Origin of the sequence: Zhihengliuella flava, assembly GCF_015751895.1 — a bacterium.
Lineage (GTDB): Bacteria > Actinomycetota > Actinomycetes > Actinomycetales > Micrococcaceae > Zhihengliuella > Zhihengliuella flava.
On record NZ_JADOTZ010000001.1, the window covers coordinates 56,276 to 69,881 of the forward strand.

At 64.6% G+C, this 13,606-nt stretch carries 10 protein-coding genes; 9 read left to right on the forward strand and 1 reads right to left on the reverse strand.

The window, feature by feature from the left end:
- The first annotated feature begins 128 nt into the window (after nt 1-128).
- From ileS to ndk, 4 genes are all read left to right on the forward strand, one after another.
- On the forward strand, nt 129-3,407 hold the full coding sequence (ileS, locus tag IW252_RS00385) for an isoleucine--tRNA ligase (RefSeq protein WP_196834764.1): 3,279 nt from the start codon (nt 129-131) through the stop codon (nt 3,405-3,407).
- Entirely contained in the window at nt 3,404-4,789 is a 1,386-nt protein-coding gene (locus IW252_RS00390) for a bifunctional folylpolyglutamate synthase/dihydrofolate synthase (protein ID WP_331271372.1), read from the forward strand. Before ileS ends, IW252_RS00390 begins: the two co-directional genes overlap by 4 nt.
- Nucleotides 4,789-5,235: a DUF4233 domain-containing protein gene (locus IW252_RS00395; RefSeq protein WP_196834765.1), complete on the forward strand. Its 447-nt coding sequence runs from the start codon at nt 4,789-4,791 to the stop codon at nt 5,233-5,235. The genes IW252_RS00390 and IW252_RS00395 overlap by 1 nt, the downstream gene beginning before the upstream one ends.
- Nucleotides 5,236-5,310: 75 nt before the next feature.
- The gene (gene ndk / locus IW252_RS00400) at nt 5,311-5,724 is read left to right on the forward strand and encodes a nucleoside-diphosphate kinase (protein ID WP_196834766.1); all 414 of its coding nucleotides are present in this window, start codon (nt 5,311-5,313) and stop codon (nt 5,722-5,724) included.
- Between the two features lie 102 nt (nt 5,725-5,826).
- Here the strand turns inward: ndk and IW252_RS00405 are convergent, their stop codons facing one another.
- Nucleotides 5,827-6,438, reverse strand: coding sequence for a vitamin K epoxide reductase family protein (locus IW252_RS00405; protein ID WP_196834767.1), 612 nt, complete (start codon nt 6,436-6,438; stop codon nt 5,827-5,829).
- A 382-nt stretch (nt 6,439-6,820) separates the two neighbouring features.
- On the opposite strand from IW252_RS00405, the gene IW252_RS00410 reads away from it, so the two are divergent.
- The 5 genes from IW252_RS00410 to proB all read left to right on the forward strand — a co-directional run bounded on the left by IW252_RS00410 (nt 6,821) and on the right by proB (nt 13,577).
- Complete coding sequence (locus tag IW252_RS00410; protein ID WP_456243197.1) at nt 6,821-9,712, forward strand: Rne/Rng family ribonuclease; 2,892 nt, start codon at nt 6,821-6,823, stop codon at nt 9,710-9,712.
- 316 nt (nt 9,713-10,028) lie between these two features.
- Entirely contained in the window at nt 10,029-10,337 is a 309-nt protein-coding gene (gene rplU / locus IW252_RS00415) for a 50S ribosomal protein L21 (RefSeq protein WP_196837010.1), read from the forward strand.
- Nucleotides 10,338-10,384: 47 nt separating this feature from the next.
- Entirely contained in the window at nt 10,385-10,639 is a 255-nt protein-coding gene (gene rpmA, locus IW252_RS00420) for a 50S ribosomal protein L27 (RefSeq protein ID WP_196834769.1), read from the forward strand.
- Nucleotides 10,640-10,842: 203 nt separating this feature from the next.
- Nucleotides 10,843-12,414 carry a GTPase ObgE gene (gene obgE / locus IW252_RS00425; protein ID WP_196834770.1) on the forward strand — a complete coding sequence of 524 codons (1,572 nt, stop codon included), beginning with the start codon at nt 10,843-10,845 and terminating at the stop codon, nt 12,412-12,414.
- Nucleotides 12,411-13,577: a glutamate 5-kinase gene (gene proB, locus IW252_RS00430; RefSeq protein ID WP_231365842.1), complete on the forward strand. Its 1,167-nt coding sequence runs from the start codon at nt 12,411-12,413 to the stop codon at nt 13,575-13,577. The genes obgE and proB overlap by 4 nt, the downstream gene beginning before the upstream one ends.
- Nucleotides 13,578-13,606: the final 29 nt, after the last annotated feature.

Here is a 13,606-nt window from a genome sequence, read left to right on the forward strand (position 1 = left end):
GCAAGCGCGCGCAAGCGGGGTGGTACCGCGGGCTCAGCGAGACGCTGAGCCTCGTCCCCGCATCGAGGAGAGCAGCGAGCCCACGAGCGGGTTCGCTCACCGATGCCAGGACTGCAGGAGAGCCGCCCATGAGCTTCTACCCCAAGGCTTCCACCCATCCCCAGGGAGCTACGCCCGCCAGCCCCCGATTCCCCGAGATCGAGGAACGGATTCTGTCCTACTGGGGTCAAGACTCCACGTTTGACGCGTCCATTCAGCAGCGGGCGGCTGGCGCGAACGGCGAAGGCGAGTTCGTGTTCTATGACGGCCCCCCCTTTGCCAATGGCTTGCCGCACTACGGCCACCTGCTCACGGGATACGTCAAGGATCTCGTTGCCCGGTACCAGACTCAGCGCGGATCGCGGGTGGAGCGCCGCTTCGGTTGGGACACGCACGGTTTGCCCGCCGAGCTCGAAGCGATGAAGCAGCTGGGTATGACCGACAAGCAGCAGATCGAGTCCATGGGCATCGACAAGTTCAATGACGCTTGCCGCAGCTCCGTCATGAAGTACGCGGACGAGTGGAAGGCGTACGTTACCCGCCAAGCGCGCTGGGTCGATTTCGAGAACGACTACAAGACGCTCAATGTCGAGTACATGGAGTCCGTCATCTGGGCGTTCAAGCGCCTGCATGACAAGGGCCTGACCTACCAAGGTTTCCGCGTTCTCCCGTACTGCTGGAAGGACGAGACCCCGCTGTCCAACCACGAGCTCCGCATGGACGATGACGTCTATCAGGACCGCCAGGACCAGACCGTCACCGTGTCCTTCCCGCTCACGGGAGCGAAGGCCGAACAGCTAGGACTCGCGGGCGTTGAAGCTCTTGCGTGGACCACGACCCCGTGGACCCTGCCGACCAACGCGGCGCTGGCCGTAGGCCCGGAGATCAGCTACGTCGTCGTGCCCGCCGGCCCGGCCGGGGTGAAGGCATCCGCCGCCGCGGGGCCCTTCCTCATCGCCTCCGACTTGCTCGGGAACTACGCCAAGGATCTGGGGTACGACGACGCCGCGGCCGCCGCGGAGGCGGTCACCGCCACGTTCGCCGGCGCGGAGCTTGCCGACATCGCCTACGAGCCACTGTGGGATACCTTTGTCGACACCGAGCAGTGGGGGACGGAGAACGCGTGGCGCATCCTCGTGGCGGACTACGTCACCACTACCGACGGCACGGGCCTGGTTCATCAGGCTCCCGCGTACGGCGAGGATGATCAGTCGATCTGCGAGGCCGCGGGCATCCCCGTAGTCCTCTCCGTCGACTCTGGCGCGCGCTTTCTTGACGTCTTTGCCGACGGACCGCTGTCGGAGATCGTGGGCGAGCAGGCGTTCGACGCGAATAAGACGATCACGCGTGTCGTCAAGGATGCCGGACGCCTCGTGAAACAGGCGAGCTACGTCCACTCTTACCCGCACTGCTGGCGCTGCCGCACCCCGCTGATCTACCGCGCGATCTCCTCCTGGTACGTCGAGGTCACCAAGTTTAAGGACCGGATGCTCGAGCTCAACGAGCAGATCAACTGGATCCCAGGCAACGTCAAGCACGGTCAGTTCGGCAAGTGGCTGGAGAACGCCCGTGACTGGTCGATCAGCCGCAACCGTTACTGGGGTTCGCCCATTCCGGTCTGGGAGTGCGACGCCGCGAACTGCACGCACCGTGAGGTCCACGGATCACTCGAGGACCTCGAGACCGCGTTCGGCCGCCTGCCGCTGAACCACGATGGCGAGGTGGACCTGCACCGTCCGTTCATCGACGACCTGACGCGCGTCCACGAGGGCTGCGCCGAGGGCGGTACGCTGCGCCGCGTCGAGGATGTCCTCGATGTGTGGTTCGATTCCGGATCGATGCCGTATGCGCAGGTGCACTACCCGATGGAGAACAAGGACTGGTTCGACTCGCACCACCCGGCGGACTTCATCGTGGAGTACATCGGCCAAACGCGTGGCTGGTTTTACACGATGCACATCCTCTCCACCGCGCTCTTCGATCGTCCCGCGTATAAGAACGTCATCAGCCACGGAATTGTGCTCGGCTCCGACGGCCAGAAGATGTCCAAGTCACTGCGCAACTACCCGGATGTCAACGAGGTGTTGGACCGCGACGGATCGGACGCGATGCGCTGGTTCCTCATGGCTAGCCCCATCTTGCGGGGCGGAAACCTGATCGTGACCGAACAGGGCATCCGCGACGGCGTTCGGCAGGTCCTGTTGCCGCTGTGGAACGCCTGGCATTTCTTCAGCCTCTACACCAACGCGGCCAACGGCGGCGCGGGCTACGAGGCCACGTTGCGCCACAGTTCGGACGACCCGTTGGACGAGTACATGCTGGCCGCTACCGGGCACCTCGTTAACGAGGCACAGGCCGCGCTGGACGCGTACGAGATCTCCGAGGCGTGCGAGGCCGTTCGCCGATACATGGATACGCTCACCAACTGGTACATACGGCGCTCCCGCCAGCGCTTCTTCGACGAGGACGAGCGCGCCTTTGACGTGCTCTTTACCTGCCTCGAGACGCTGACTCGCGTCGCGGCCCCGCTGCTGCCGCTCGCGAGCGACGAGATCTGGCGCGGACTGACCGGTGGCCGCTCGGTGCACCTGACGGACTGGCCGGACGCCAGTCAGTTCCCGGCGCGCGAGGACCTCGTGGCACGCATGGACCTGACCCGCCGGATTTGCTCGGTGGGATCGTCCCTGCGCAAGGGCGCCAACTTGCGCGTTCGTTTACCGCTGCAGCAGCTGACCGTCGCCGTCGACAACGCGGCCGCGCTGGACGGCACGTACGCTTCGATCATCGCCGACGAGCTGAACCTCCGGCGGGTCGAACTGGTTGAGGCCGAGCAGACCGCGGCGAGCGACTACGGGATCAGTCAACGGCTCGTTGTCAACGCGCGGGCCGCCGGCCCGCGACTCGGCAAGGGCGTGCAGCAGGCCATTAAGGGCGCCAAGAGTGGCGACTGGCACGTGGGGAACGACGGCGTCGTGACCGCGGGCGGCCTTCAGCTGGAAGCGCACGAGTATTCGCTGGAAACGGTCGTCGATGCCGACGGTAACGCGGAGATCGCCGCGGCCGTGCTAGACGGGGTCGGCTTCGTGGTGCTGGACACCGCGGTGACGGCAGAGCTGGCGGCCGAGGGCATCGCGCGCGACGTGATCCGCGTGATTCAGCAGGCGCGCAAGAGTGCTGATCTGGACGTGCGGGACCGCGTGAACACCGTCGTCACCGCCACTGCCGAAACGATCGCGGCGCTCGAGGCCAATGCCGACCTCGTCAAGGCAGAGACCCTGTCCGCGACCCTCGAGACGGTAGTCGACGACGCCGCCCAAACTGCGGTCGCGAGCGTGACCGCTATTGCCACCGAAGGAGTCGACGCGTGAGTCGAACACCTGAGAACCACGACGCGTTTTCCGTCGAAAGCGTTTACGCGGACCTGCTGTCGCGCGCGCCCGAGAACAAGATGGAACCGCGGATGGAACCGATGTTCCGCGCCATGGAAATTCTCGGCGAGCCCAACAAGGCCGCTCCCGTGATTCACCTGACCGGCACCAATGGAAAAACGTCGACGGCCCGCATCCTCGAATCGCTCCTCATGGCACACGACCTCCGGGTGGGGCGCTATACGAGCCCGCATTTGGCCAAAGTCACCGAGCGGATCGCCCTGAACGGCGAACCGGTCAGTGACGAGACATTCGTGCGCATTTGGGATGAGATCCGCCCCTACCTGCTCATGGTGGATGCCGAGTTGGAGGAGCGCGGAGAGAACCGGCTGACCTACTTTGAGGCCCTGACGATCCTCGGATTCGCGATCTTTGCGGACGAACCAGTGGACGTCGTCGTTCTCGAGGTCGGCCTCGGGGGCGTGACGGACGCGACGAACGTCGCTGACGGGCAGGTCGCCGTCGTCACTCCCATTTCGCTTGATCACACCGACCTCCTCGGAGACCGCGTCGAAGATATCGCCCAAGAGAAGGCGGGCATCATCAAACCCGGGGCGTTCCTGGTGTCGGCGGCTCAGGAGCCGTCTGCCGCCCAGGTCTTGCTTGATTCGGCTCGCGAGCAGGGTGCGGAGTTTCGATTTGAGGGCGTCGAGTTCGGCGTCGAGTCGCGCCGGCTTGGCGTCGGCGGTCAACAAATCACGGTGCGTTCACTCGCTGGTCGGTACGAGGACCTGTTGTTGCCGCTGCATGGCGCCCATCAGGCGCAGAATGCCGCCGTCGCTATCGCCGCCCTCGAGGCGTTCATTGGTGGTGGCGACAAGGAGCTGGACGTGGAAATTCTCAAAGCGGGCCTTGAGAAGGTCACCAGCCCGGGGCGTCTGGAGGTCGTCCGAACGTCCCCGACGATCGTGCTCGACGCCGCCCACAACCCGGGCGGTATGCGAGCCTCTGCCGAGGCCGTGAAGGAAGTCTTCGGGTTCTCTCGGCTGGTCCTCGTCGTCGGCGTCTTGGCGGAGAAGGATGCTGAGGCGATCCTGACTGAACTGCGCGAAGCCTACGGCGATCTCGTCGAGGACGTGTGCCTGACTCAGTCCACGTCCCCGCGCGCAATTCCGGCGGGTGAGCTGGGCCAGCTGGCGCTGGGGGCGGGGTTCGCCGACGAGGACCTGTACGCAACGGAGAAGCTCGACGACGCCCTGGAGTGGGCCGTAGGACGGGCCGATGCCACCGAGGACTTTGGCGGCGGGGTCCTCGTGACCGGTTCCGTCACCGTGGTGGCTGAGGCACGCACGCTGCTCGGCGCGCAGGAGGGCGGACGCTGATGGCACGTTTGACCAAGGCGCAGCGCGAGTGGCGTCCGGGCATGAAAAAGAAGCGGCGTTCGATCAAGGTGATGTTCGCCTCGACCGTGCTGACGCTGGAGGCGTTCGTCTTCCTGTTTGCCACGCTGTCCGTGGCGGGCCTCTACGGAGACGAGCTCGGAGACGCACTGGTGTGGGGGATTGGACTGGGCCTGAGCGCCGTCAGTATCGCCACGTGCGCGCTCTTGCAGCGGCCCGCCGGGTACTGGATTGGCTGGGCGTTGCAGGTGGTGCTCATTGCCTCCGGCTTCATTGACTATTACTTCTTCCTCATCGGGGCGCTCTTCGCCGCGGCCTGGTGGTATGCGGTCACCAAGGGGGCTCAGCTGGATGCGGAGAACAAGGCGCGGGATCAGGCCCAAAGTGACTGGGAAGCCCGGAACTCCGCGCCGGAACATGATGCCTGAGGCGCCAGTCGGCTCTGAGCGCACTTCCGCTTTAGACTGATCAACAGCACATTCTCAACCCTGAAGGGGACAACTATGTCTACCGAACGCACTCTGGTTCTCATCAAGCCTGACGGCGTCGAGCGCCAGCTCACCGGCACCATCTTGGCCCGCATCGAAGCCAAGGGATACCGGATTGTCGAGCTTCAGCAGGTGCGCGCCACCCGCGAGTTGCTCGAGCAGCACTATGAGGAGCACGTGGGCAAGCCGTTCTACGAGCCGCTCGTGGACTTCATGCTCTCCGGCCCCACGGTCGCCGTCGTCCTCGAGGGCCACCGCGTGATCGAGGGATTCCGCTCGTTGGCTGGCACCACCGACCCGACCTCGGCCGCGCCCGGTACCATCCGCGGCGATCTAGGCCGTGACTGGGGCGAGAAGGTCCAGAAGAACTTGGTGCACGGCTCGGACTCGGTTGAATCCGCTGAGCGTGAGATCTCCATCTGGTTCTAGCCCGCACGCCGGGCTGCCAGCGCAGTCCGGCCGGCCCACGTGAAGAAAAGGGGTACGACGCCGCCATGCGCCGGCGTCGTACCCCTTTCGTCTGGTGGGGGATTAGCCGCCGAAGAAGACCCCGGCGAACTCCATCACGACGGTCGCGGCAACGAGGACGATGAGCCCGAGAGCGATGACCCAAGCCCACTCCCGAGCGAACCGCTGGAGCTTCTCGCCCCCGCCGATGAAACCGTGGCTGATGTTCCGGGCTGTGGTCAGCACAAACAGTGGGATCGTCATGGCCCACACCACCATGCAGTAGAGGCACAGGATGCGAATCTCATAGACGGCCTGGCTCCATAGCCAGACGATGAAAGCGAAGGCGAGCGTGATGCCAATCTGCAGGCCGATCCAGAACCAGCGCGGTAGCGAAGCGCCGGCCACGAGGCACATGCCAATCGTCATCACCACGGCGAATCCGACGATGCCGATGAGTGGATTGGGAAACCCGAAGAGCGCGGCCTGCCACTGATTCATGACGGCCCCACAGGAAACCCATGGATTGATGTCGCAGCTCGTGACATGGTTGGGGTTGGCGTAGAGCTCAAGCCGCTCCAGGACCAGAATCACGGAGGCCAGCCACGCGATGGTGGAGGCGATGGTCAGGAACCACCCGAAGCCGCGGGCGGAGTCAGTGGGGCGCTCGGTGCGTGCCAACAGAGTCTCGGACATGATGTCAGTCTAGGGACTGTGCGTGATTTCTGCCTGCGCGAAACCTGTGAGCCGCACGGCAGTGTGAGACAATGACCGTGGTCGGGGACGGATCCACAGTTCGTTGCCGACCCAGTGACAGCCTTCCCGGCCCACGGGCGATGTTTCGATACGGTGGCAGTGTGAGACGCCAGCGAGACGAATTCCGCCCTCGGTCGCCGCAACAGAAAGCGGTATGCCAGGGAGCGCGCCGCTGGTTCGCAGCGTTTGTTAGCGCCCACCGATGACGGGCGCTCAGGCTGCGAATAGCTACTGACTTCCGGTCACCGGCTGCCCCACAGGGCCGCCGTTCCGACCGACCGATCGCCCGGGGCGTCGCTGTGGACGGACCGCCGGCAAGGAGATATTGAGTCCAATGGACGAAACGAAGGACACAAGCAACACGACGACGGATCAGGCGCCGGAGGCTCCAGCCGAGATCGCAGAGCCTCGTGAGCCAGTGACGGAGCCAGCGGAGGAGCCCTCGGCACCGAAAAAGGCCGTGAAGCGCGCCCCGCGCAAGCCCCGCGCCAAGAAGACTGCCGCTGCTGAGCCCACGGCCGGAGAGAAGGACGCCGCCGACGACGGTCAGGACGCCTCCGCGGAGTCGGCTGCACCTGAAACCACGGCCGAGGCGGTAACGACCGACGTCGACGCATCGGAAGAAGCGTCCCAGCAGACACCGGCAAGCGGGCCGAGCGGCCAAGCCGAGGAAGCGGCAGCGCCGGCCACATCGGTCTTGTTCCAAGCTCCCGATTTCAGCACGTTGCCGCCGGCCGAGCCGAGCGGTCGCTCCGGGGAGGACCGCGACGAGTCTGACGACGAGGAACAGGGCGGCACCAATCGCCGGTCCCGCCGCCGTCGTCGGCGTGGGGGCACCGAGCAATCTTCAACCGGGGAGCAGGCAGCGGAGGCAGACGCCACCGACACCGAGCAGGAGCCGGAGGAGGCTACGAGCCGTCGTCGCCGTCGTCGCCGTCGTGGCGACGCCGACCTCGAGGTGACCGACGACGCGACCGGGACCGTCACGCGCGTCCGTGCACCGCGCGGCGGCGAGCAGGGATCTCAGAAGGTTGCCAGCGTTAAGGGCTCTACCCGGCTCGAAGCCAAGCGCCAGCGCCGTCGGGAGTCGCGCGATTCCGGACGGCGTCGCCAAGTCATTACCGAGGCCGAGTTCCTGGCTCGCAGGGAGTCGGTCGATCGCCAGATGGTGGTGCGCCAAGCGGACGATCGCATCCAGATTGGCGTGTTGGAGGACGGGGTGCTGGCCGAGCATTTCGTTTCTCGAACCCAGCAGGACTCGCTGATCGGCAATGTCTACGTGGGCAAGGTTCAGAACGTGTTGCCGTCCATGGAAGCCGCATTCATCGACATCGGGCGTGGCCGTAACGCCGTGCTGTACGCCGGTGAGGTCAATTGGGACGCCGCAAAGCTGGATGGACAGCCGCGCCGCATCGAAAACGCGCTGAAGTCCGGCGATTCCGTCTTGGTGCAGGTGACGAAGGATCCAGTCGGGCACAAGGGCGCCCGCCTGACGAGTCAAGTGTCCCTGCCCGGCCGGTACTTGGTGTACGTTCCGGGCGGGTCCATGACCGGAATTTCTCGCAAGCTCCCCGACGTGGAGCGGAATCGTCTGAAGAAGATCCTTAAAGACCACCTGCCGGAGAATGCGGGGGTCATTGTTCGCACCGCAGCCGAAGGCGCGAGCGAGGAGGAGTTGATGAATGACATCAACCGCCTGCGCGCACAGTGGGAGGACATCCAGGGCAAGTCCACCTCGAAGAAGACGACGCCGCCCGAACTGCTGTACTCCGAACCGGACCTGACGATCAAGGTGGTCCGTGACGTCTTCAATGAGGACTTCACCAAACTCGTCGTCGCGGGCGAGGAAGCCTGGGACACCATCGAGGCTTACGTGACCTATGTGGCGCCCGATCTGCTCGAGCGGCTGGAGAAGTGGGAGGCTGACGAGGATATCTTCGCGGCCAAGCGGATCGATGAACAGATCTTTAAGGCGTTGGACCGGAAGGTCTTCCTTCCGTCAGGTGGCTCGCTGGTGATTGATCGCACCGAAGCGATGACCGTCATTGACGTCAACACCGGTAAGTTCACCGGCTCGGGCGGTAATCTCGAGGAAACCGTCACCAAGAATAATTTGGAGGCCGCGGAGGAGATTGTCCGGCAACTGCGCTTGCGGGACATCGGTGGCATCATCGTGATCGACTTCATCGACATGGTCTTGGAGTCCAATCGGGACTTGGTGCTGCGTCGCCTGGTGGAGTGCTTGGGACGTGACCGCACCAAGCACCAAGTGGCGGAAGTGACCTCCCTTGGATTGGTTCAAATGACGCGTAAGCGCATGGGTACCGGCCTCCTCGAGGTCTTCAGCGAAAACTGCGAGGCGTGTGCGGGACGTGGCGTCATTACGCATGACGAACCGGTTGAACACCGTCGCAGTCACAACTCGCAGGGCGAACCGCAGCAGGAGAAGTCGTCCCGCCGGCGTCGTAAGGGTGAGAAGTCTCAGGAATCCAAGCCCAAGTCGGCCCAGCAGAATCCGAGTCCCGACGAGGAGGCGAAGGCGAACGCCACCCGCGCAGCGGTGGCCAACATCGCCGCCGCGGCCCATGCGGCGCACTCGCACGACGAGAAGGCTGACGAGCCGGCAGGCGCTCGAGCCGAGCGCGATGGCAACCGCCAGCATGACCAAGGAGCTGCACCAACACAGCCAGGGCGCGCAGCAGAACCGGCACCCACCCCGGAAACCGAACCAGAAGCCGTCGTCGAAATCGCGGGGGAGAAGGTCAAGCTGCCGCGGTCACGCCGTGGTCGGCGTAAGGCGACGGCTCCGACGCAGAGTCCGGAGCTGACGCTGGAGAGCCTGACGGCTGCCTTTGGGGTGACGCCCGGGGGCGAGTCCTCCGAGCAGGGCCGCACCGAGCAGGGCCGCACCGAGCAGGGCGCGAAGGCAGCGGCACCGGAGCCCAAGGCCCCGACGGCCAGCATGGCGCCTGAGGCGAGTGGTGCAGGAACCGCCATCGCCTCCGCGGCCACCCCCGCGCCAGCTCGCAAACGCGGGCGTGGTACCCGGGCGGCCACCAGCGCCCAGGGGTCGGGGCAGACGCCAATCGAGCGGCGCGCCAGCCTTGAGGCTGAAGGGACCGCGCACACGGTCAGCGCGACGGCGGTGCCGAAGAGTCAGGACGTGGAACAGCCCACCATGTTTGGCGTGGGCGTGCCCGCCTCCGAACTCTAAAATCGATCCGGTGGCTCGGCGGGGACGAGCCACCGGGCGTGCCGCAAGGCGAGCGGGTCGCGGGGGAGCGCCCCCGGGCTCACTCAGGGTCTTGACGGCGCGCCGGGGACCGTTGTATTTGCTCCACGGGGGCGCACTAGCGTAGTCTAGTTCTTCGGTGCGAACGCCGCTCATCGGAACTTTTCCAATCGGCGTGACTGCACAGCGCAATTCTCCGGAGCACGTCCCTTGGATCATCACGATCACCGAGCGGATCGCTGGGGATCATCATGCGCAGTAATGAGATTTAAGAACGTCGAGAGAAGTGAGTACCAAAGTGGTGTACGCAATTGTCCGCGCTGGCGGCCACCAGGAGAAGGTCTCGGTTGGAGACTTCATCACCCTTGACCGCGTTCCCGTAGCTGCTGGCGGCACCATTGAGCTCCCCGCCCTGCTGCTGGTCGACGGTGACAAGGTGACTTCTGATAGCAACGAACTGTCCAAGGTCAAGGTGACGGCCGAGGTCGTCGAGAACTACCGCGGCGGTAAGATCGTGATCCAGAAGTACAAGAACAAGACCGGTTACAAGAAGCGCCAGGGCTTCCGCGCTGCTCTGACCAAGGTCAAGGTCACGTCGATCGCCTAAGCGGCACGACGCGACAGAAACCCCTGAACCGAAGGTAGGCATATTCAATGGCACATAAGAAGGGCGCGAGCTCCACTCGTAACGGCCGCGATTCCAACCCCCAGTACTTGGGCGTGAAGCGTTTCGGTGGCCAGACCGTCTCGGCCGGCGAGATCATCGTCCGCCAGCGCGGCACGCACTTCCACCCGGGCGCCAACGTTGGCCGTGGCGGCGACGACACCCTGTTTGCTCTGGCTGCAGGCTCCGTCGAGTTCGGCACCCGCCGTGGTCGCCGCGTCGTGAACATCGTTTCCGGCGAGTAATTTTCACAAGTCTTCGCTGACGGGTTCGTCAACGTAGCTCTTGCACCTGGAGGGTGGGCCCGCGGGCCCACCCTCCAGTCGTTTTTTCAGTGTTATTTTCCCCGCCGGTGGTCTACCGTCGGTACGGGGACGACGGCGCCGTGCCGTCACCCGCCGCCGGCCCACCTCGGGGTGCGCCGCACCAGATGTTAGGAGCCCGAATCGTGGCAGCGTTCATCGACCGCGTCGTCCTGCACCTCTCCGGAGGCACCGGAGGGCATGGCTGTGTGTCCGTGCACCGTGAGAAGTTCAAGCCCCTCGGCGGTCCCGACGGGGGCAATGGCGGTGACGGTGGTGCCGTGATCTTCCGTGTTGATAGCCAGGTCAGCACCTTGCTGGACTACCACCATGTGCCGCACCGCAAGGCGGAGAACGGTGAGGGTGGCAAGGGCGGCAATCGTCCGGGCAAGCATGGAGAGTCGCTGGTCCTGCCCGTCCCGGAGGGCACCATCGTGAAAGACCGAGCCGGCAATATCTTGGCCGATCTCATTGGCGATGGGGCCGAGTATGTTGCCGCGGCCGGCGGCCAGGGCGGTCTAGGCAACGCTGCGTTGGCTTCCAAGAAACGTAAGGCTCCCGGCTTTGCGCTGCTGGGCATTCCCGGCGATGAGCGTGACGTCGTCCTAGAACTCAAGACCGTCGCCGATATCGCCTTGGTGGGCTATCCCTCGGCCGGCAAATCGAGCCTGATCGCGGCCCTGTCTGCTGCCCGTCCCAAGATTGCCGATTACCCCTTTACGACGTTGGTTCCGAATCTCGGCGTGGTTGAGGCGGGCGAAACCCGCTATACCGTGGCCGATGTGCCCGGTCTGATTCCGGGCGCTAGCCAGGGTAAGGGGCTGGGACACGAGTTTCTGCGACACGTGGAGCGGTGTGCCGCACTGGTTCACGTGCTCGACTGCGGGGCGCTAGAGACGGACCGGGACCCGATCTCGGACCTCGATGTCATTGAGGCAGAGCTGGCTCAATACGCGGTGGACTCTTCGTTCGCGGGCGCCGACGGTCAGCTCGTGCCTCTGAACGAGCGCCCGAAGCTCATTGCCCTCAATAAGGTGGACCTGCCCGACGGTGCAGACATGGCTGAGTTTGTTCGCCCTGAGCTGGAAAAGCGAGGGTATCGAGTCTTCGAGATCTCCGCTGTTGCACGTCAAGGCTTGCGGGAGCTGTCCTTCGCGATGGCCGAGCTAGTCGCGGAAGCACGGGCAAAGATCGACGCAGCCCCCGCCGTCGTTGAGGCACCTGTTATCAAACCGCGCGCCGTGAATCAACGAGCGTTCACAATCCGGCGTGAAGAGCGAAACCTGGAGCCGCTCTTCCGTATTATCGGAGAGAAGCCGGTTCGCTGGGTCAAGCAAACGGATTTCCGCAATGATGAGGCTGTTGGTTATTTGGCCGACCGCCTCGCCAAGCTTGGCGTCGAGGACGAGTTGTTCAAGGTGGGTGCCCAGCCGGGCGACGCCGTCGTGATCGGAGACGAGGACGACAGCGTGGTCTTCGACTGGGAGCCGACCATGAGCGCCGGCGCGGAACTCTTGGGTTCGCGCCGTGGTCACGACGTGCGCTTGGAGGAGATGCACCGCCCGACGCGCCAGCAAAAGCGTGAGGAACATCAGGCTCGCAAGGAAGCCAAGCAGGCGGCCCGAGACGAGTTGGAAGCCGAACGCCGCGCTGGGATCTGGACGGAATCGGCGAACTACAAAATGCCCGCCCCTGAAGGAGACAGCGACAAGGCATGAAGCAACGCCTGAGGATGAAGGAAACTCGAAAACCGTCGGCAGTGCGCGAGCGCTCTGACATCACCCGAGCAGGACGAATCGTCGTCAAAGTCGGCTCATCCTCTCTGACCACCGTCGACGGCGGCGTCAGTAGCGATGCACTCAAGGCGTTGGTCGATACCTTGGGCCGCGCACGTGCCGCGGGGACCGAGATCATCCTGATCTCTTCCGGCGCTGTCGCGGCCGGCCTCGCCCCCATGGGGGTCACTCGTCGGCCGCGCGACCTGGCCACGCAGCAGGCGTCAGCCGCTGTGGGACAGGGCCAGCTCGTCGCTCAGTACGTGGATGAATTCGCCAAGCACGATGTGATCGTGGGGCAGGTGCTGCTGACGGCGGAAGATTTGAATCGCCGTGAGCAGTACGGAAACGCGTTCGACACGCTCAACCGATTGCTGGATCTCGGCGTACTGCCGATCATTAACGAGCACGACACGGTGGCGACCCACGAGATCCGTTTTGGCGACAACGACCGTCTGGCTGCCCTCGTGGCCGACCTCGTCAAGGCTGAGACGCTCGTGCTACTTTCCGACGTCGATGCTGTCTATGACGGTCCTCCGCAGAAGGGCGCCAAGCGCATCAGCCGTGTCGATTCACCGGCGGATCTTGAAGGCGTCGAGATCGGCGGCACGGGGTCGGGCATCGGCACCGGCGGTATGGCCACCAAAGTCCGCGCCGCGACGATGGCAGCGGAGTCGGGGATTCCAGCCTTGGTGACCTCTGCCGCCAATGTGGGCCGTGTGCTCTCCGGTGAGGACGTTGGAACGTGGTTCTCCGCCCGCGGTGTGCGCCGTTCGGCACGCATGCTGTGGCTCGAGCACCTCGCTGATGCCGGTGGCCAGCTGGTCCTCGACGCGGGCGCAGTCAAGGCCATCGCCTCAGGCCGTAAGTCCTTGTTGCCGGCGGGCATTACCGCCGTCCAGGGTGCCTTTGATGCAGGTGACGTCGTTGAACTCACCGATAAGAAGGGCAAGGTCATTGCCCGCGGCGTCGTGAACTTCGATAACGACGAGCTGCCCGCCATGATCGGCAAGTCCACGCGTGAGCTCGCCAAGAAACAGGGCAAGCGCTATGGCCGATCGGTCGTGCACATTGATGACATGGTGGTGGTTGACCGCCGCCGCTAGAGATCACGTTCGAAGCCACTTCTACCCCT